Raw genomic sequence first — 19,235 nt, 5'->3', positions numbered from 1 at the left:
GCCCCCATCACCGCCAGACAGTAAAGTGGAACCAACTCGGGCCCCATGACCCTCTCTGGCCCGGCGCCGCGACATGCGGCCGAGCCCATCACCCCACATCAGGAACCGCCTCATGCTTCATGTCTTTGGCCACAAGAATCCCGACAGCGACAGCATCTGCACCGCGCTGGTCACCGCCGACTGGCTCAACCGTCAGGGTCGCCCCGCCCAGGCCTATGCATTGGGTGACCCCATTGCCGAGACCCGCTTCATCCTGGAGACGGCAGGGGTGGAGGCCCCCCCGGTTCTGACGGGCAGCATCGCCAACAAGCCGGTCTTTCTGGTGGATTTCAGCGAACTGGAGCAGGGACCTGAGGGGCTGGCCGAGGCCGATGTGCAGGGCCTCATCGATCACCACCGCATCGGCACCCTCATCACCCGTGGCCCCCTCGATGCCTGGATCAGGGCGGTCGGGTGCAGTGCCACCGTGCTGCTGGAGCTGATGGGCCATGCCAATCTGTCCCGCGCCCAGGCCAGGTTGTTGCTGGGGGCCATCATCAGCGATACCTTCAACTTCACCTCCCCCACCACCACCGCAGAGGACAGGCTAGCGGTCGACCGGCTGCTGCCCATCGCCGATCTGGCCCTGGCCCCCTTTGCCCAGACCCTGCTGGAGCGGCGCACCCAGTTGGGCGATACCCCCCTGCGCGAGCTGCTCGTGGCCGACGAGAAGGCTTACCAGATAGCGGGCCATTCCCTCATGGTCAGCCAGATCTGCGTGATGGATCCTAGCCAGGTCCACAGCCGGATGGAGGAGCTGCATCAGGCCATGGCGCAGAGGCTGGCCCTGGACTCGCTGGATGGCTATGTCTTGATGCTGACCGATCTGGCCAAGGGAAGCAGTGAGCTCCACTTTGCCAGCAGGGGCATACTGCCCGCCGAGCCGGTCCAGCTGGCGGGGGCCCTCAGCCGCAAGAAAGAGGGGCTTCCCTGGTTGACCCAGCAGTTGTCAAAAGTGCCCCGCTAAGCCCTGTCACAGTGGCGGCCCCCCGACCGCCACTGAGATTGCCCGCCCTTCGGCACCAGGTCCCGGCACCTTGGCTTGAAGCCTGGCGAGCAGCATGATCACCAGGCTCATCCAAGAAAAATCCCACAGCTATGCTGCCCATAGACCATTTACCCATGCCATTCCTCCATCAAGGGGGTCATGGGCGGCATGTCTTCATTCTCCGTTCAACTGCGTCTGTTATGCTGATGTAAACGAAGATGATATTGCGCGCCCTCACCGACAAAGGATGACGTCTGGCGCCCGCAGACAAGTGAGTACCATGCAATACAGAGCGGGATCATTGTGGTAGGGGACAGCTCCTTTGTCCCCGGTGACCCGCGCCATGCCAAGGAGAACTGCTTATGACCCACACCAACATAGTGCTGTTGCTGGAAGGCAAGGATTACGAGCAGGAGACGCTGGCCAAGGCGAGCCGCCTGGCACAGGGGCTGGGCTGCGACCTGACCCTGCTGCACCTGACCCACAGCAGCAAGGTGCGCCGCAAGAGCCTGTCGCTGTCCGAGGAAGAGCGCAGCGCCCAGGGCACGCTGGATGCCAAGGCCATCATCAGCGAACTCATCACCCTGCTGCCTCATCCGGTGGATTACCACTGCCTGGTGGTCGATGACGTGGTCAGGGATCTGGGCCAGTGGCTGAGTTCCCACTCGACCTCGCTCCTGCTGGTCGGCAGCCGCCACCACTGGATGGAGGGTTCGCTGGCCCGCCTGCTCATCTACAAGCTGCCCGTCGATATCCAGATCTGCCACGAGCCCTATGCCGAGCAACTCAAGGCCGTCGGCTGAGTACCCGGAAGCCCGCTCAACGAGCGGGCTTCCTGCATTTATCCCCTCGTAGACCTCCCAAGCCCCTTGCACCGCCCCCTGCGGGCATCATGCAGGTCTGGCCTTCCCTCCCCCGGCTGACACTCGCCTCCCTTAATTGACAACTTCATCTACATGATTTCTTACACATTGCTCGCTTCTTTTTAAGTGCCATTTGCTGCAGGATATCGCCCTTGCACGCCTTCGCTCGTTTCGTTCAGGTGATAAATGAAGACTCTTCCAAAACCAGGCAAGTACGCCCTGTTCGCCCTGACGCTGCTGGCCCTCGTGGTCTGGCTGGCCTGGCCCGGCAAGACCCCGGACCCGGTGCTGACTGCGACCGTGACCCGTCAGGACGTGGAGCAGACGGTGCTGGCCAGCGGCGTCCTGCAGGCCATAGAGCAGGTGGATGTGGGGGCCCAGGTCTCGGGTCAGGTCACCTATCTGGCGGTGGAGGCCGGGCAACAGGTCAAACAGGGGGATCTGCTGGCAGAGATAGATCCCCTGATAGCCCAGAACAACCTCAAGACCGCCGAGGCCGAGCTGGCCAGCCGCCGTGCCCAGCTCAAGATCAAGCAGGCGCAGCTCAAGCAGAACGAGCTGGCCTGGCGCCGCCAGCAGCAGATGTTCAGGCAGGAGGCGAGCTCCCGGGCCGATCTGGAGAGTGCAGAGGCGCAGCTGGCCGTCACCCGGGCCGAGTTGCAAAGCGCTCAGGCGGACATCGACAACGCCCTGATCAAGGTGGAGCGCACCAAGACGGAGCTCGGCTATAACCGCATCCAGGCCCCCATGGATGGCACCGTCGTCAGCATAGTGACCCGCCAGGGGCAGACCCTGGCCGCCAGCCAGACGGTCCCGACCCTGCTCAAGCTCGCCAACCTGGACACCATGACGGTCAAGGCGCAGATCTCGGAGGCGGACGTCACCAAGGTCAGGGCCGGCATGCCGGTCTACTTCACCCTGATCGGAGACCCGGACCGCCGCTATCACGGCACCCTACGCACTGTCGAGCTGGCCCCCACCAACATCAACGAGCAGAGCGCCAACACCACGACCACCAGCAATGCCGCCATCTACTACTACGCCCTGTTCGATGTGCCCAACCCCGACCATCAGCTGAGGGTCGCCATGACGACCCAGGTCACCATAGTGCTGGGCGAACGCAAACAGGTATTGGCCATCCCCCATACCGCCCTCGGCAAGAAGCTGGGGGAGAACGAATATGAGGTCTCCCTGCTCAAGGAGGACGGGCAGAAAGAGACTCGCCGCATCAAGACCGGCATGAAGGATGACATCAAGATAGAGGTGGTGAGCGGCCTCGACGAGCAGGACAAGGTGACACTGGAGCAGGGCAAGCCCGTCCAGAACGACGAGATGGAGATGGTCCCGTGAGCGAGCCCCTGATCCAGCTCAAGGGCATAGAGCGCCGCTACCAGAGCGGGGAGCACGAGGTGACTGTGCTGCACCCGCTGGATCTGACCATAGCGGCGGGGGAGATGGTGGCCATCGTCGGTGCCTCCGGCTCCGGCAAATCCACCCTGATGAACCTGCTTGGCTGTCTCGATCGCCCGAGCGGCGGCCAGTACCTGTTTCGCGGTCAGGACACCGCCGGCCTGGATGCCCTGGCCCTGGCGCGGCTGCGCTGCCACCACTTCGGTTTCATCTTCCAGCGCTACCATCTGCTGCCCCATCTGGATGCGGCCGCCAACGTGGAGATCCCCGCCATCTATGCCGGCACATCCCGCCCCGAGCGCCAGATACGTGCCCGTACTCTGCTGACCCGCCTCGGCTTGAGCGATCGCAGCCACCACAGGCCGGGCCAGCTCTCCGGCGGCCAGCAGCAGCGGGTCAGCATAGCCCGGGCGCTGGCCAATGGCGGCGAGGTGATCCTGGCAGACGAGCCCACCGGCGCGCTGGATAGCCACAGCGGCAAGGAGGTGATGGCCATCCTCAAGGAGCTGCACGAACAGGGTCACACCATCATTCTGGTGACCCACGACATGGCGGTGGCCAACCACGCCAATCGCATCATCACCCTGCGGGACGGACGCGTGGTGGAAGACAGCGGCCAACCGGCGGCCAGCCCAGTCATCTCCCCGAATAAGGCCCAGGGGATGGAAGAGAGCCAGCAGATCCCGCAGACCGCTGTCGATCAGGTATCTTCCGACCTCCCCCGACCAGCCGCCGGGCAGGAAGCGCGCGAGCCGGCGCCGGGCCGGATCGCCACAGCCTCCGTAGCCAGGCGCAGCAGCCAGGGCTGGGATCGCTACCGGGAGGCGGGTCGCATGGCCCTGCACGCCATGCTGGCCCACCGCATGCGCACCTTCCTCACCATGCTCGGCATCATCATCGGCATCGCCGCCGTGGTCAGCGTGGTGGCGCTGGGCCAGGGGGCCCGCGCCAAGGTGATCGACGACATCAACGCCATGGGCACCAATACCATCGACATCTTCCCCGGCAAGGACTGGGGTGACGAGAAGGCCGCCAGCATCCAGACCCTGAACGAGCGGGATCTCGACGCCCTGCTCGGCCAGCCCTATCTGGAGGGGGCCAGCCCCCAGATCGCCACCTCGGGCCAGCTGCGCTATCGCAACAAGACCAGCAGCGGCAGCGTGGTAGGGGTCGGCAGCGACTTCTTCCGGGTCAAGGGGATGACCCTCACCCAGGGTCGCCTGCTCGATGAGCGGGACATCCGCAGCCGGACGGCGGTGGCCGTGGTGGATGGCAAGACCATCGCCAGCCTGCTTGGCAAGACGGATCCCGTCGGCCAGGTGGTACTGGTCGGCACCCTGCCGGTGCGCATCGTCGGGGTGGTGGCCCAGGAGACCGGCTTTGGTCCCAGCAGCCAGTCGGTCAATGTCTGGCTGCCTTACAGCGCCGTGATGAGCCGCCTCATCTCCCAGAATCACTTCAGCCAGATCACCATAAGGGTCAAGGACGGGGTCCAGCCCGCGCTGGCCGAGCAGGCCGCCGTGGCACTGCTGACCCAGCGCCACGGGGTGAAGGATTTCTTCACCTTCAGCAGCGACAGCATCATCAAGTCGGTGGAGAAGACCACGGCCACCCTGACGCTGCTGGTCTCCGCCATCGCGGTGATCTCCCTCATCGTCGGCGGGGTCGGGGTGATGAACATCATGCTGGTGTCTGTGGTGGAGCGCACCCGCGAAATAGGGATCCGCATCGCGGTCGGCGCCCGCCAGTCCGACATCTTGCAACAGTTTCTGATCGAGGCTGTGATGGTCAGCCTGCTGGGGGGCCTGCTCGGCATCGGCCTGGCCATCTTCATCGGTTTTATCTTCTCCCTGCTCGTGGAGAGCTTCCAGATGCGCTTCTCGCTCTTCTCCATCCTGATGGCCTTCGGTTGCTCCTCGCTCATCGGGATCCTGTTTGGTTACCTGCCCGCCCGCAATGCGGCCCGGCTCGATCCGGTCGAGGCACTGGCGAGGGAATGATGATGCACAACTTATCCAGCCAGGAGCGCAGCCGCTTGTCGAGAACAGCTCTTAGCCTGATTCTCACCACCTGCCTCAGTGCCTGCAGCCAGCAGAGCACCTACCACAGACCCGAGCTGGACGTGGCGCCGCAGTGGCAGCAGGACGCCCGGGATCTTGGCGGCCAGCAGGCCGGGCTCTGGTGGCAGGGGTTCCAGGATCCCGCCCTCGACCAACTTGTCGATAAGGTGCTCGCGGCCAACCCGGACATGCAGGTGGCGGGGCTCAGGCTCAAGAGCGCCCTGCTCGGCGCCGATCTCGCCGACACCAACCTCACCCCTTCGGTCAACGCCAGCCTGGGGGCGAGCGGCAACAAGAACATGAAGGACGGCAGCGCCAGCAGCAACCTGGGCCCCTCCTTCAACCTGAGCTATGAGGTGGATCTCTGGGGCAGGCTCGCCTCGGTGCGGGATCAGGCCCAGTGGGAGGCAGAGGCCAGCGAGCAGGATAGCGCCGCCACCCGCCTGATGCTGGTAGGCAAGACCCTGGAGCAATACTGGCAGCTGGCTTACCTTGGCTCGGCCCTCTCCCTTGGCGAGCGTCAGCTGGCCAACTACGAGCGGATAGAGCGGCTGACCCGGGCAAAATACGACGCCGGGGCCGTCACCCGCCTCGATCTGGTGCAGGCCAGCCAGCAGAAAGCTGGCAAGCAGGCGGAGCTCGCCTCCCTCACCCTGCAACGGGAGCAGGCCGGCAACGCCCTGCGCCTGCTGCTCGGCCGCAGCAGCGGCCCGCTGGAGTTTGCTCCGACGTCCCTCGCCATGGGCCCCATTCCGACGCTGGCGGTCGGCATTCCCGCCGATGTGCTGAGCAGGCGCCCAGACGTGCGGGCCGCCGAGCTGCGCCTTCGCAAGACGCTGGCCAGAGGGGACGAGATCCGCACCGGTTTCTACCCCACCCTCAGCCTCACCGGCGGCGCCAGCACCACCTCGGACACCCTGACCCAGGTGCTGCAAAACCCGGTGGGGACCCTGGGCGCGACCCTGGCGCTCCCCTTCCTCGAGTACAACAAGACCCGGCTCTCCATCGCGAGCTCCGAGATTGACTATCAGATAGCCGAGACCGAGTTTCGCAAGCAGCTCTATACGGCCCTGCTGGAGGTGGAGGACGGCCTGGCCGCTCGCCAGCAGGGGGAACAGCGGCTGCGTTATCTCGAGCAGCAGCTGGCCTATGCCAAAGAGGCCGAACGGCTGGCGGGGGCCCGCTTCCTGGCGGGCGCCACCGGGGTTCAGCCCTGGCTGGACGAGCAGAATCGACTGTGGGATGCCGAGCTCGGCGTGCTGGCCCAGCAACAGAGCCAGCTCAAGACCATGGCCGGGATCTACCGGGCGCTGGGAGGGAGCGATCGGAGCTAGAGTCCGGTCAGTCACCCAGGGCAGCCGGCATGGCCTCCATGCTGGCTGCCCTTGCCCCTTCCCTGCCACAAAGCAATTGATAATAATTTTCATTTAATGAAAAATGAGCGCTCTCGTCTGTCAGGAGTACTCAAATGTCACAGTCCGCCCCGGTCAATCGCCCTCGCCTGCTCACCGTCAAGCATGTCCACGATGTGAGCCCCCATCTGCGCCGAGTCTGCCTGACCAGCCCCGAATTGGCGGATTACCCCTTCAGCTGTGGCGGCGCCCATATCAAGATCATGCTGCCCCGGCCGGGCCAGAGCGAAATAGTGCTGCCCACCCCGACCCCCAAGGGTCCCCGTTGGGAGGATCCGAGCCAGAAGCCCATCATCCGCACCTTCACCATCCGCGCCTTCCGCCGCGAGGCCCTGGAGATCGACATCGACTTCGCCCTGCACGGTGATGTCGGCCCCGCCAGCCGCTTCGCCCTCCACGCCAAGCCGGGGGACAGGCTCGCCATCTCGGGCCCGGGCGGCCCGGACCCCATGTTGCAGCTGGCCGATCACTACTACATGGCCGGCGATCTCACCTCCCTGCCCGCCATCAGCGCCATGGCCGAGGTGATGCCGGCAGAGGCCCGGGGCCATATCGCCCTGCTGGTGCCCCATCAGGACGATGTGCAGGATCTGTCGCTGCCAGTAAGCGTCAGCCTGCGCTGGTTTGTCGGCACGCCGGACCAGACCGGCCCCCTAGTGGAGTACTTCACCGCCCAGCCCATGGCCGCCGAGGGAAGTTATTTCTGGTTCGGGGGGGAAGAGGGTCTGGTGGTGCCCCTGCGTCGTCATGTCAGGCGAACCCTGGACACCGATCGCCAGCGGGTCTACGCCGTGCCTTACTGGCGCAGCGGCAAGGATGAAGACGCCTACCATCAGGATCGCCACGTCGTGATGGATAGCTGATAACCACCTGTATTCCTTGTACTTGTCAGGCCTTCTCCCGCTCGGGAGCGGGCCTGGTTGCCATTCTCCCCTCCCCCTCTTACGGCCCGCCCCCCATCTTTGGTGATCCTCTCGGTAGTGCTTGCATTTGAGACGGACAGCAAGATAATGATAATCACTCTCAATAAAGACGATATGTCCTGGGCGCAGACCCTCTGTTCCAGACTCCCGGGCGTTCCGGGCCCATCGTCGACCCCATTTGCACAGCAAGGTAACCCCAGATGGCAGTTTTGAATTCGGTAATGCGCGCCTTCGCGGTGGAGGCGCTCCCCACCCCTGCCGACCTGTTGGCACAGCATCCCTGCTCGGCCGATATGGCGCAGCACATTGACCAGCACCGCCACCAGGTACGCCAGATCCTGAGCGGGGCGGACGATCGCCTGCTGGTGGTGATAGGCCCCTGCTCCATCCACGACCCCGTCGCCGCCCTCGATTATGCGAAAAGGCTGGCACGGCTCGCCACCGAGTATCAGGAGAGCCTGCAGATAGTGATGCGCACCTATTTCGAGAAACCGCGCACCACAGTCGGCTGGAAGGGACTGGTATTCGATCCTCATCTCGATGGCAGTAACGACATCGGTCACGGGCTCCACCTGGCCCGTCAGCTGCTGCTCGACATCAACCGGCTGGGGCTGGCCACTGCCACCGAGTTCCTCGATACCACCAGCTTCCTCTATCTGGCGGATCTCATCAGTTGGGGGGCGATCGGCGCCCGCACCACCGAATCCCAGGTACACAGGCAACTGGCCTCGGCCCTGCCCTGCCCCGTCGGCTTCAAGAACGGCACCGACGGCAACATCCGGGTGGCCATCGATGCCATCTTGGCCAGCGAGGCCTCCCACCTGTTCACCGCTCCTGGCAGTCAGGGGGGCATGGTGGTGATCAAGAGCGAAGGCAATCCGGGCGGCCATATCATACTGCGCGGCGGCACCCTGCCGAACTATCACCAGAGCGACGTGATGGACGCGGCCGAACGCCTGGCGCGCCAGGGGCTCAACCCTCGGCTGATGGTGGATTGCAGCCACGGCAACAGCCAGAAGCTGCACCAGAACCAGCTCCTGGTCGCCGGGGAGCTCTGCCGCCAGTTGCGGGGCGGGAGCACTGCCGTTGTCGCCGTCATGGTCGAGAGCTTTCTGCAAGGGGGCAGCCAGAAACCGGCGCCACTGAGTGAGCTGCAATATGGCTTGTCGGTCACCGATGCCTGCCTTGGCTGGGAAGAGAGTGAGAGCCTGCTGGCCATGCTGGCCGATGGGGTCATGGCGCGCCGTCAATTTGCAAACAGTCGCGCCATTCCCCTTCGCAGTGATCTCGGCCAGCCGGTCAGCTGACCTATTTCCTATTTATTCGCAGCGGGGTCGCCAGGCCCCTATTCAATCTCTGCACCGATAAATGACATTCACATATTGTCTGAACAGGGGTGTCAAATAGGGCAGTCATGGGGAACGAAAAATAGTGCGAGAGGGACAAGAATTTCCCCATTGATAGAAAAATGGGCGGCCAGGCAAAGCAGGAGGCATGGCCGCCAATCCACCTATTTCATCCCACGGCGACGAGCCATTATTTGTTATCTTGTGTCATCAGAGATAACAAATGGGCTGTATGAGTCCTCATTGTGTCACAGGCGAGGCGCGACAGCGATTGGCTTACCGCCAATGGATACTTTTTATTGGCCCATGATGGTCATGGCTATTGTGGACAGGCGGCCCTAATTAGGGGCTTCCTGGATGGGCAATAGATAGACAGGATCCTGAAAATAATAATGCCGCCCCTTGGGCGGCATTATTGACGACGCTATCCTGACAATCAGATCAGGAAGTCGTTCAGATCCTTGCCCAGCGCAACTTGCTCGGCAATGGCTTTGGGCATGCGGCCCTGGCCGGTCCAGGTCTTCTCCTGACCATCTTCCTGATACTTGTATTTGGCAGGACGCGGAGCACGCTTGCTCTTGGTCGCGCCAGCAGCGGCCGGAGTGGCCACGCTGCCGATCAGCTCGCGCGGGTCGATGCCAGCCTGTTGCAGCATCTCGGTAAATTCGCTCAGCTTGCGCTGACGCTCTTCCTGCTCGGCCCGCTCTTGCTCTACGGACTCGGCACGCTCGTTATATACCAGATCAAACTTTTCTTTCGCTTCTTGCAGTTGCTCAAACGGCAGTTCACGAATGGCAGCGCGCAAGCTGCGAATGTTCAGCAGAACCTTCAGAAACTCGTTCATTACTTCCTCACAGAATTATTTTTGTATGTCACAGGGATAACTCATTTTGAGAATAGCATGTCCACTCGATAACAACATAATGATTTTATAGCGCCAGCGCTATTCCTGACAATCTCATGGTCATTATTCATTGTGGTTAATTCACATCAGGGATCTTATCGGATCGCCGCTCAACTGACATTATTTCTTCAACATGGGTTAATCGGCCCCACTTCTCCAGGTATTTGTCACAGAGATAAAAGGGGTGTCATCCAAGAACCTGCATTCATATATAACAAGCCATACCGCGACCCACAGCCACCAGCACGAAATGTACAAATATCGTCCGCTTCATTCTAAGGTCGAATGAAACGAGATCGAGACCGGGCAGCACTCTGTATCCCCGCCCCTGGTTCAATCAATTTCCTTTGCCTGGGCGCTTATCCATTCGATGAATGCCTGGATCTTGGGGCACTGGCGATGGGGGAGCGTGGCCATGTAGTAGCGCTGATGGCAGCGAACCGCCTTGCCCGGGAAGGGCTCCACCAGTTCGTTGCGCTCCAGCCGCTGGCGCACCAGGTTCTTGCGGCCCATGGCCACGCCGGCATGATTGATGGCGGCGATGATGGCGAGATCGGAACGATCGAAGCCCATGCTCGACTGGCAGCCATCGAGGGAGATCCCGGCCTGGCGAGCCCAGCTGCACCACTCGTCGGTGTCGGAGTCATATCCCCAGGCCTGCCTGTCGTGCAGCAGGCGGCAGTGGTTCAAGTTATCCGGGTTATCGAGCAACTGGTGCCGCTCGGCATATTCGGGGCTGCACACCGGCACCATGTATTCATCCATCAGCGGGTGGATGGCGAGCCGCTCCGGCACCTTGTCGTCGAAATAGATCGTCAGGTCGATGCCATAGCCGTGCAGGTTGACGTTCTCGTTGCCGGTCATGATGTTGAGATCGATCTGGGGATGCAGGCGGGAAAAATCCGCGAGCCGCGGCACCAACCAGCACTGGGCGATGGAGGGGCGGGAGTAAACAGTCAGGGAACCGGACAGCTCCTGATTCTTGATCTCCAGGATCTCCTGATTGATGAACTCCAGTGACGACTTGAGTGCCCAGAAGACCCGCTGCCCCTCAGTCGTCAGCATCACCTTGCGGTGAAAGCGCTGGAACAGCTTGAAGCCGAGCTCCTCTTCCAGCGCACCTATCCGGTGGCTCACCGCGCTCGGGCTGAGCGCCAGCTCATCCGCCGCCAGGGCGAAGGAGCTGTGGCGAGCCGCCGCCTCGAAGGTGTGCAGCTTGGATAGCTGATAACCGTTCAGCAGCTTGTTTCTCGATACATAGTTGTCTTCGGTATACATCCGCCTTCCCCATCACAGGCTCAATATCGCCGTCATGATATCCCGGACGCCCATATTTAGGATGACGTAACCGAACCCAAGTCACAGAAATACCGCTAAATGTGATGAATGCGGCACCTTTGCATCAATGCAGCTCATCCAAGAGGTCGTTTTCATCATTTGTCAGCCGCCCGTCATTTTCATTCAATAGGCGCCTAATCATCATTCATGACACATAGAGGCGCAGTATGAATTCTGAAGTGTGGGTCGTCGGTACCTTGCTGACTAGCATCATTCTGATTGTCTTCACCATAGTGAAAGGCAAGGTGCATCCTTTCCTGGCTTTGCTGCTGGCGAGCTTCTATGTCGGCACCATGATGGGGATGAACCCGGTCAAGATGGTCAACGCCATGGAGGAAGGCATAGGCGGCACCCTGGGCTTTCTCGCCGCCGTCATCGGCCTTGGCACCATACTCGGCAAGATGATGGAGGTATCGGGGGCGGCGGAGCGCATCGGTCTCGCCCTGCAAAAGTGCCGCTGGCTCTCGCCTCAGGTCATCATGGTGCTGGTCGGTCTGGTGTGCGGCATCACGTTGTTTGTCGAAGTCGGTGTGGTGCTGCTCATTCCGCTCGCCTTCTCCATCGCCCGCAAGACCAGAACCTCGCTGCTGACCCTGGCCATCCCGCTCTGCACCGCCCTGATGGCCGTGCACTGCATAGTGCCACCCCACCCGGCCGCGCTCTACGTCACCAGTCAGCTGGGTGCCGACATCGGCTCCGTCATCGTCTATGGCCTCGCGGTCGGGCTCTTTGCCTCCCTGGTGGGCGGCCCCCTGTTCCTGAAACTGCTGGGCAAACGGGTGCCGTTCAAGGAGGTGCCCGCCGCCTTTGCCGACATCAAGGCCCGGGATGAGGCAAGCCTCCCGACCTTGAGCGCTTCGCTGTTCACCGTGCTGCTGCCCATACTGCTGATGCTGGCCAAGACGGTGGCCGAGCTCAACATGGATCACGCAAGCCACCTCTACACAGTGTTGGAGTTTATCGGCAACCCCATCACCGCCATGTTCATCGCCGCCTTCACCGCCTACTACGTGCTGGGGATCCGTCAGCGCATGAAGATGGAAGGGCTGCTGGACAAGACCGAGGAGTGCTTCTCCTCCATCGCCAACATCTTGCTCATCATAGGGGCGGGCGGTGCCTTCAATGGCGTGCTCAAGGCCAGTGGCTTAGGGGACAGCCTGGCGACCATCCTCTCCCAGCTGGACATGCACCCCATACTGCTCGCCTGGCTGGTGGCCATAGTGCTGCACGCCGCCGTGGGCTCGGCCACCGTCGCCATGATGGGGGCCACCGCCATCGTCTCCCCCATCATGGTGCACTACCCCGAGATCAGCCCCGAAATCATGACCCTGGCCATCGGCTCAGGCGCCATCGGCTGCACCATGGTGACCGACTCCCTGTTCTGGCTGGTCAAACAGTATTGCGGTGCCACCCTGAATGAAACGCTCAAGTACTACACCAGTGCCACCTTTGTCGCCTCCCTGATGGCGCTGGCCGGTACCTTCCTGCTCTCCTATATCGTGTAAAAGACAGAGACATCCCATGAAAAACATCGACGTCCAACAGCTCATTACCCAATTCCCGCTGGTGCAATCCCTGATAGCGCTCGAGCCGGTGACCTGGTTCAACCCCAATGTCACTACGCTGGCGGTCGGTCTGCCCTATGTGGGGCTCGATGGCAACGATGTGGCGGATGCGTCCGCCCGGCTCGCCCGCTTCGCCCCCTACATGTGTGACGCCTTCCCCGAGACCCGCGCCAGCAAGGGCATTCTGGAGTCCGAGATAGCGGCCATCCCGGCGATGCAGGCAACGCTCAATGAGCGTTACGGCGTCGAGCTGACCGGCAAGTTGTTGCTTAAAAAAGACAGCCACCTGCCCATCTCCGGCTCCATCAAGGCCCGTGGCGGCATCTACGAGGTACTGACCCACGCCGAACGGCTGGCCATCAAGGCCGGATTGCTCTGTGAAGAGGACGACTATCGCAAGCTGTTCACGGACGAGTTACGCCACTTCTTCGGCCAGTACAGCATTGCGGTGGGGTCGACCGGCAACCTCGGCATGTCCATTGGCATCATGAGTGCCAAGCTTGGCTTCACCGTCACAGTCCACATGTCCGCCGATGCGCGGGAGTGGAAGAAGCGCAAGTTGCGCGAACACGGGGTGATCGTCGTGGAATATGCCGAAGATTACGGGGTAGCTGTGGAGCAGGGGCGCAAGGAGGCCGAGCGCGATCCCAACTGCTTCTTCATCGACGACGAGAACTCCCGCACCCTGTTCCTCGGCTACTCGGTAGCCGGTGAGCGGGTGAAAAAGCAGTTCGATGAGATGGGCATCAAGGTGGATGCCGAGCACCCGCTCTTCGTCTACCTGCCCTGCGGTGTCGGCGGTGGCCCCGGCGGTGTGGCCTTTGGCCTCAAGCTCGCGTTCGGGGACAACGTCCACTGCTTCTTCGCCGAGCCCACCCACTCTCCCTGCATGTTGCTCGGAGTCCACACCGGATTGCACGACGCTATTGCGGTGCAGGATCTGGGCATAGACAACCTCACCGCCGCCGACGGTCTGGCGGTGGGGCGTGCTTCCGGCTTCGTCGGCCGCGCCATGGAGCGGCTGCTCGATGGCTTCTACACCCTGAGCGACCAGGAGATGTATGACCTGCTGGGGCTGCTGGCCCGGGACGAGCAGATCCGCCTCGAGCCCTCGGCCCTGGCCGGCATGCCGGGCCCCTGGCGGGTCAGCGCCGATGGCGACTGGCAGGCATCGCGCGCTCTGGATGCCCGGCGCATGGCCCAGGCCACCCACCTGGTGTGGGCCACCGGCGGCGGCATGGTACCCGCCGAGGAGATGGAGAAATACCTCGCCACCGCCCGCCTCTGATCTTTTTTTCAACCGAAAAACCCGCCACCCTGGCGGGTTTTTCTCTTCTGGGATCAGCAAGATGGCATGCTCTTTGCCCAGGTGTTGCCACTCCCCATGCCCCTCCCCTTGCCGTCAATCCCCCCAAGTTGGTTATTTTGTGATACGATAGAGGCCGTTTTTCGACATCTGCGCCCCGTTGTCGCCTTGATCCTGCAAGATCACCACCCAGTCCGGTGGGCACAACGAGCGGCGGCGCAGCACCACAAGTGACCCGGTTGAGTCAATGCTGGCGGCCTGTGCCGGCGAGCGACACCAGGGGCACCTTAGATAAGGAGATCGGGCTATGAAACAGTATCAAAGCTGGCTTGGACAATATCTGATGAGCCGTCGCGATGGCGATCACGCCATGGCTTCCGAACTCGCCAACTCCATCTGCGAGTTCTGGCAGGCGCAGGGGGATGAGGCCGAAACCAGCAAATGGCAGCAGCTCTACCAGCAGCACGTGGAAAAGACCACCTGAGGGCGGCACCTTCAGGCTTTCTGCCCTGTCACCCATAAAAAAACCGGCGCTCATGGCGCCGGTTTTGCTTTTTCGGATTGCCGATCACATCTGGTCGACCATGTCCTGGGCGAACTGGGAGCAGGAGCGCAGGGTGGCGCCTTCCATCAGTCGCTCGAAGTCATAGGTGACTGTCTTGTTGGCGATGGCCGCTTCCATGCCCTTGACGATGAGGTCGGCCGCTTCGGTCCAGCCCAGGTGGCGCAGCATCATCTCGGCGGAGAGGATGAGGGAACCCGGGTTCACCTTGTCCTGACCGGCGTACTTGGGCGCAGTGCCGTGGGTCGCCTCGAACAGGGCCACGCCGTCGCCGATGTTGGCGCCAGGGGCGATGCCGATGCCACCGACCTGAGCAGCCAGGGCGTCGGAGATGTAGTCGCCGTTCAAGTTCATGCAGGCGATGACGTCATACTCGGCCGGACGCAGCAGGATCTGTTGCAGGAAGGCATCGGCGATGACGTCCTTGACGATGATGGTCTTGCCGGTCTTCGGGTTCTTGAAGGAGCACCAGGGGCCGCCGTCAATCAGCTGGGCATCGTACTCTTTCTGGGCCAGGGCATAGCCCCAATCCTTGAAGGCACCTTCGGTGAACTTCATGATGTTGCCCTTGTGCACCAGGGTCACGGAGTCGCGATCGTTGTCGATGGCGTACTCGATGGCGGCACGGACCAGACGCTCGGTACCGGCCTTGGACATGGGCTTTATGCCGATGCCGCAGGACTCGGGGAAGCGGATCTTCTTCACGCCCATCTCGTTTTGCAGGAAGGCGATGACCTTCTTGGCTTCATCGCTGTCCGCCTTCCACTCGATGCCGGCGTAGATGTCTTCGGCGTTCTCGCGGAAGATCACCATGTCGGTCAGCTCGGGGTGCTTGACCGGGCTCGGGGTCCCTTCGTAGTAACGGACCGGGCGCAGGCAGACATAGAGGTCCAGCTCCTGGCGCAGGGCCACGTTGAGGGAGCGAATACCGCCACCGACCGGGGTGGTCAGCGGGCCCTTGATGGCCACGCAGTATTCACGAATGAAATCCAGGGTTTCGGCCGGCAGCCAGGCACCTTCGCCATAGACGTGAGTCGATTTCTCGCCGGTATAAATCTCCATCCAGGCGATTTTGCGCTCGCCCTTGTAGGCTTTCTCGACCGCAGCGTTCACCACGTTCAGCATGGCCGGGGTCACGTCCACACCTATACCATCCCCTTCGATAAACGGAATGATGGGGTTGTGGGGAACCTGCAGCTTGCCGCTGGCATCGACTGTGATTTTCTGACCCTGGGTCGGGATAACTACTTTGCTTTCCATCGGCATCTCCTAACTTCCGTTTGTTATCAATCTGATCGTTGCGCGCGGCCATCTTAGCCCATCCATTTGCATAATCAAATGGCGGGCGTGCATGTCCGACCATAGTCGGGGACTGGATCACAATGCGCCACTTCTGTCCGCTCCCCATGAGGCGCAAGCCCGTGCAGTTCCACCATGGCGAGCGCCGCCGTCATGGCGTCAGGCTCTCGCTCTGCCCCTGAGGCTGGCTCAGGGCGCGGTACTGGGAGGGGGTCAGCCCTGTCTTCTGCTTGAACACCCGGCAGAAATAGTTCACATCGCCGTAACCACAGCGACTGGCCACCTCTTCCAGCCGGAAGCGGTATTTTTTCAGCATGAACTTGGCCCTATCGATGCGTACCCAGCTGATGTAATCCGCCAGGCGCATGTGCCCCTGTTCGCGAAACAGGTGGGAGAGGTGGCTCGCCGAGACGTTGAAGCGGTGGGCGATGGAATCACGGGTGATGGGGCGGTGAAAGTTCTCCTGGATATAGATGCAGATGCCGTGAAACAGGTCAGCCCCTCTCGGCCGCTCGAAGGTGGATTCCGCCAGCAGCTGACGGGTACTGGTAAGCAGCGCCTGCAACAGGTGGTTGTCGGTGGGGGAGCGGCCCGGGTCTTCCACCAGCACGTTGAGGGCCGCCAGTATGTGTTCATTCACATGGCCGGCCCGGGCCATGATGCTGTGCTTTTGCACATCGAAGAAATCCGGGTCTTCCCGGCGCTTGCTCACCAGGCTGAAACCGAGCTGGCGCTTGCCAAACAGCAGGCTCAGCACAGAGCAGTCGGTGGTCCAGAGTGGCTTGTTCCAGCCATTGGGGGGTATGTAGAGCGCCTGCCCCGACAGCACGCAGACCTCCCGGCAACCCGACTCCCTGTCCCAGATCTGGTTGAGGTATTCGCCGCTGAATACCAGCTCGAGACGCGGGAAGTTGACCTGGTAGCTGAAGCCGGGCGGCACCCCCTGATCCTGGGCAAACCAGATCTGTTCAAAGGGAACCTGGTCGTGGAGTGCGCCGTCGAGCAGCTGGCTGAAGATGAGTGACATGATGATCCCGATCAAGAGAGAGGCAAGCGATTGCGGCGGCAAAGGCCGCCCATGTTATAGTCCGGGCCGGACCGTCAATTCCACCCTTTTCTTCAAACCACTTTCTTCACGACAAATGAGGCGTCCCTTATGAGCAGTCGAGATCTGCCCTCCTTTCTGTTGATGCAAAATCCGATTCAAGGTTATGACTGGGGCAGCTATGACGCCCTCACCCGCCTGTTTGGCATCCCCAACCCGGATAACAAGCCTCAGGCCGAGCTGTGGATGGGCGCCCACCCCAACGGCTGCTCCGAGGTCACGCTGGCAGGCGATGCCCAGAAGCTCTCGACCCTGATCGACGCCGCCCCGGCCGCTGTCCTGGGTGAGGCCACCCTGGCCCGCTTCGGTAGCCTGCCATTCCTGTTCAAGGTGCTGTGCGCCGAGAAGGCCCTCTCCATCCAGGTGCATCCCAGCAAGACCCAGGCCGAAGCTGGTTTTGCCAAGGAAGAGGCCGCCGGCATCTCGCCCAAGGCAGCCAACCGCAACTACAAGGATCCGAACCACAAGCCCGAGCTGGTGTTTGCCCTCACCCCCTATCAGGCGATGAACGGCTTTCGCGCCATCCCGGCCATACTGGCGCTGTTCGATGCCATGGCGCTGCCGGCGCTGGTCGAGCTGACCGCGGCGCTGCGCCAGTCACAGGATGAGGCGGGCTTGCAGCACTTCTTCCACCAGTTGCTGATCCTGGACGGCGCGCGCAAGGAAGCCGCCCTTGTGGGCCTGCTGGCCTATGCCGCCGCCCGTCAGGATGACGAGACCTTTGCGCTGATCACCAGCCTGGCCGCCCAGTACCCGGGCGATGTTGGTCTCTTCTCGCCGCTCTTGCTTAACGTGGTGACCTTGCAGCCGGGTCAGGCGATGTTCCTCGATGCCTGCACCCCCCACGCCTATGTACGCGGCACCGGCCTCGAGATCATGGCCAACTCCGACAACGTGCTGCGCGCCGGGCTCACCCCCAAATACATAGACGTGGCCGAGCTGCTGGATTGCACCCGCTGCCTGCCCAAGCCGGACGATCAGATCCTGCTGGCCCCCCACCTTGAAGGAGCGGTACAGCACTTCGAGGTGCCGGTACCTGACTTCACCTTCAGCGTCTACCCGGCCGGTGAGCATGCACTCACCACCGCCAGCGCCGAGATACTGTTTGCCATCGATGGCACAGTGACCCTCCAGCAGGGTGAGCAGTCACTGCGCCTGGAGAAGGGGCAGTCCGCCTTCGTCCCCGCCGCCACCGGTCACTACCGGCTATTGGCCGAGGGGCGGGTCGCCCGCGCCGGCAATCGCTGCTAAGGCATCATCAACAACATCATGAATAGACGAGGGCCATTTTCTGATGGCCCTCGCGTCGAAGGCTTCCCCATGCATGCTCCCTTGACCCCAGTAGTCCCGCTCATCGCCCTGCTTCCCAAGCCCAAGGCGCAGCCAGCCCTTGGCCCGCGCAATGAGCGCAGAGGGCGAATACTGTTTCTGAGCGGGGGCTGCCTGTGAACCTGGATCTCGGCTGGCTGATGCCACTCTGGACGCTGTTCCAACAACAACCCCTGGCACAAGGCATCGGCCTCGCCGCCATGCTGGTCGGGATCAGCGCCTTCCGGCAACGGGATGACGGGCGTTTTCGGTTGCGACTCTGCCTCTATCAGGGGGCCATCGCCCTCCACTTCCTCCTGATGGGGGCCAGTACTGCAGCCCTCAGTGCAGGCCTCAGTTGCATTCGTACCACCGTCTCAGGGCACACCCGCAGCCCATGGGTGATGCTGTTCTTCCTGCTTCTGGTCTGGGGGCTCGGCATCCCCGGGATCACCAGCCCGGTGCAGTGGTTGCCCATCCTAGGCACCACCATAGGGACCTGGGGACTGTTTCGGGCCCAGGGCATCACGCTGCGGCTCAGCATGCTGGCGGGTGGCCTGTGCTGGACCAGCCACAACATCTTGATTGGCTCCATCGGCGGCAGCCTGATTGAGCTGAGCTTCCTGTTCGTCAACTGCCACACCATGTACCGCATGTGGCGACAACCGCAGTCGAGCCCTGCCTGATCCCTTGCCCTTCGGTGCCGCTGGCCGCAGTCAAGGAATAAGGAAGGCCGATGAGTGTCTTGAAAAAAAACCACCGCCCTGAGTCAGGGCGGTGGTTTTTCATTATCTGCTCAACCGATGG

The 19,235-nt window shown here is 62.1% G+C and carries 16 protein-coding genes; 12 read left to right on the top strand and 4 right to left on the bottom strand.

What is annotated here, in order from left to right; translation table 11 throughout:
- The first annotated feature begins 112 nt into the window (after positions 1-112).
- The 7 genes from WIR04_RS06630 (at position 113) to WIR04_RS06600 (ending at position 9,002) form a co-directional block, all read left to right on the top strand.
- Positions 113-1,006, top strand: coding sequence for a DHHA2 domain-containing protein (locus WIR04_RS06630; protein WP_338891401.1), 894 nt, complete (start codon positions 113-115; stop codon positions 1,004-1,006).
- A gap of 383 nt (positions 1,007-1,389) precedes the next feature.
- Complete coding sequence (locus tag WIR04_RS06625; protein WP_163135351.1) at positions 1,390-1,830, top strand: universal stress protein; 441 nt, start codon at positions 1,390-1,392, stop codon at positions 1,828-1,830.
- Positions 1,831-2,076: 246 nt separating this feature from the next.
- The gene (locus WIR04_RS06620; RefSeq protein ID WP_338891398.1) at positions 2,077-3,240 is read left to right on the top strand and encodes an efflux RND transporter periplasmic adaptor subunit; all 1,164 of its coding nucleotides are present in this window, start codon (positions 2,077-2,079) and stop codon (positions 3,238-3,240) included.
- The gene (locus WIR04_RS06615; RefSeq protein WP_338891396.1) at positions 3,237-5,300 is read left to right on the top strand and encodes a MacB family efflux pump subunit; all 2,064 of its coding nucleotides are present in this window, start codon (positions 3,237-3,239) and stop codon (positions 5,298-5,300) included. The genes WIR04_RS06620 and WIR04_RS06615 overlap by 4 nt, the downstream gene beginning before the upstream one ends.
- Complete coding sequence (locus WIR04_RS06610; RefSeq protein ID WP_420883447.1) at positions 5,297-6,694, top strand: efflux transporter outer membrane subunit; 1,398 nt, start codon at positions 5,297-5,299, stop codon at positions 6,692-6,694. Before WIR04_RS06615 ends, WIR04_RS06610 begins: the two co-directional genes overlap by 4 nt.
- A 134-nt stretch (positions 6,695-6,828) precedes the next feature.
- Positions 6,829-7,635, top strand: coding sequence for a siderophore-interacting protein (locus tag WIR04_RS06605; RefSeq protein ID WP_025327687.1), 807 nt, complete (start codon positions 6,829-6,831; stop codon positions 7,633-7,635).
- Between the two features lie 260 nt (positions 7,636-7,895).
- Positions 7,896-9,002: a 3-deoxy-7-phosphoheptulonate synthase gene (locus WIR04_RS06600; protein WP_025327688.1), complete on the top strand. Its 1,107-nt coding sequence runs from the start codon at positions 7,896-7,898 to the stop codon at positions 9,000-9,002.
- 475 nt (positions 9,003-9,477) lie between these two features.
- On the opposite strand, the gene WIR04_RS06595 is transcribed toward WIR04_RS06600, so the two are convergent.
- Positions 9,478-9,885 carry an H-NS family nucleoid-associated regulatory protein gene (locus WIR04_RS06595; protein ID WP_025327689.1) on the bottom strand — a complete coding sequence of 136 codons (408 nt, stop codon included), beginning with the start codon at positions 9,883-9,885 and terminating at the stop codon, positions 9,478-9,480.
- Between the two features lie 393 nt (positions 9,886-10,278).
- The gene (gene dsdC / locus WIR04_RS06590; RefSeq protein WP_338891393.1) at positions 10,279-11,223 is read right to left on the bottom strand and encodes a DNA-binding transcriptional regulator DsdC; all 945 of its coding nucleotides are present in this window, start codon (positions 11,221-11,223) and stop codon (positions 10,279-10,281) included.
- 227 nt (positions 11,224-11,450) lie between these two features.
- On the opposite strand from dsdC, the gene dsdX reads away from it, so the two are divergent.
- From dsdX to WIR04_RS06575, 3 genes are all read left to right on the top strand, one after another.
- Entirely contained in the window at positions 11,451-12,788 is a 1,338-nt protein-coding gene (gene dsdX / locus WIR04_RS06585) for a D-serine transporter DsdX (RefSeq protein WP_338891391.1), read from the top strand.
- 16 nt (positions 12,789-12,804) lie between these two features.
- Entirely contained in the window at positions 12,805-14,136 is a 1,332-nt protein-coding gene (locus WIR04_RS06580; RefSeq protein WP_338891389.1) for a D-serine ammonia-lyase, read from the top strand.
- 325 nt (positions 14,137-14,461) lie between these two features.
- Positions 14,462-14,638 (top strand): hypothetical protein, encoded by a 177-nt coding sequence (locus WIR04_RS06575; RefSeq protein WP_080675191.1) that lies wholly within the window; start codon positions 14,462-14,464, stop codon positions 14,636-14,638.
- A gap of 84 nt (positions 14,639-14,722) precedes the next feature.
- Here WIR04_RS06575 and icd read toward each other — a convergent pair whose 3' ends face one another.
- Positions 14,723-15,976 carry an NADP-dependent isocitrate dehydrogenase gene (gene icd / locus WIR04_RS06570; protein ID WP_025327693.1) on the bottom strand — a complete coding sequence of 418 codons (1,254 nt, stop codon included), beginning with the start codon at positions 15,974-15,976 and terminating at the stop codon, positions 14,723-14,725.
- 190 nt (positions 15,977-16,166) lie between these two features.
- On the bottom strand, positions 16,167-17,042 hold the full coding sequence (locus WIR04_RS06565; RefSeq protein WP_338891385.1) for an AraC family transcriptional regulator: 876 nt from the start codon (positions 17,040-17,042) through the stop codon (positions 16,167-16,169).
- A gap of 129 nt (positions 17,043-17,171) precedes the next feature.
- Here WIR04_RS06565 and manA point away from each other — a divergent pair, with 129 nt between their 5' ends.
- On the top strand, positions 17,172-18,371 hold the full coding sequence (gene manA / locus WIR04_RS06560; protein ID WP_338891383.1) for a mannose-6-phosphate isomerase, class I: 1,200 nt from the start codon (positions 17,172-17,174) through the stop codon (positions 18,369-18,371).
- Between the two features lie 194 nt (positions 18,372-18,565).
- Complete coding sequence (locus tag WIR04_RS06555) at positions 18,566-19,114, top strand: YgjV family protein (protein ID WP_338891381.1); 549 nt, start codon at positions 18,566-18,568, stop codon at positions 19,112-19,114.
- Positions 19,115-19,235 lie beyond the last annotated feature (121 nt).

Origin of the sequence: Aeromonas rivipollensis (assembly GCF_037811135.1) — a bacterium.
GTDB lineage: Bacteria > Pseudomonadota > Gammaproteobacteria > Enterobacterales > Aeromonadaceae > Aeromonas > Aeromonas rivipollensis.
The sequence above is the reverse complement of the archived record's forward strand: the minus strand, read 5'-3'. Positions and strand labels throughout refer to the sequence as shown.

Bases quoted from the DNA above. Each gene is read 5' to 3' on its own strand.
- WIR04_RS06630 (WP_338891401.1), top strand. From the start codon at position 113: ATGCTTCATGTCTTTGGCCACAAGAATCCCGACAGCGACAGCATCTGC.
- WIR04_RS06625 (WP_163135351.1), top strand. From the start codon at position 1,390: ATGACCCACACCAACATAGTGCTGTTGCTGGAAGGCAAGGATTACGAG.
- WIR04_RS06620 (WP_338891398.1), top strand. From the start codon at position 2,077: ATGAAGACTCTTCCAAAACCAGGCAAGTACGCCCTGTTCGCCCTGACG.
- WIR04_RS06610 (WP_420883447.1), top strand. From the start codon at position 5,297: ATGATGATGCACAACTTATCCAGCCAGGAGCGCAGCCGCTTGTCGAGA.
- WIR04_RS06605 (WP_025327687.1), top strand. From the start codon at position 6,829: ATGTCACAGTCCGCCCCGGTCAATCGCCCTCGCCTGCTCACCGTCAAG.
- WIR04_RS06600 (WP_025327688.1), top strand. From the start codon at position 7,896: ATGGCAGTTTTGAATTCGGTAATGCGCGCCTTCGCGGTGGAGGCGCTC.
- WIR04_RS06595 (WP_025327689.1), bottom strand. From the start codon at position 9,885: ATGAACGAGTTTCTGAAGGTTCTGCTGAACATTCGCAGCTTGCGCGCT.
- dsdC (WP_338891393.1), bottom strand. From the start codon at position 11,223: ATGTATACCGAAGACAACTATGTATCGAGAAACAAGCTGCTGAACGGT.
- dsdX (WP_338891391.1), top strand. From the start codon at position 11,451: ATGAATTCTGAAGTGTGGGTCGTCGGTACCTTGCTGACTAGCATCATT.
- WIR04_RS06580 (WP_338891389.1), top strand. From the start codon at position 12,805: ATGAAAAACATCGACGTCCAACAGCTCATTACCCAATTCCCGCTGGTG.
- WIR04_RS06575 (WP_080675191.1), top strand. From the start codon at position 14,462: ATGAAACAGTATCAAAGCTGGCTTGGACAATATCTGATGAGCCGTCGC.
- icd (WP_025327693.1), bottom strand. From the start codon at position 15,976: ATGGAAAGCAAAGTAGTTATCCCGACCCAGGGTCAGAAAATCACAGTC.
- WIR04_RS06565 (WP_338891385.1), bottom strand. From the start codon at position 17,042: ATGTCACTCATCTTCAGCCAGCTGCTCGACGGCGCACTCCACGACCAG.
- manA (WP_338891383.1), top strand. From the start codon at position 17,172: ATGAGCAGTCGAGATCTGCCCTCCTTTCTGTTGATGCAAAATCCGATT.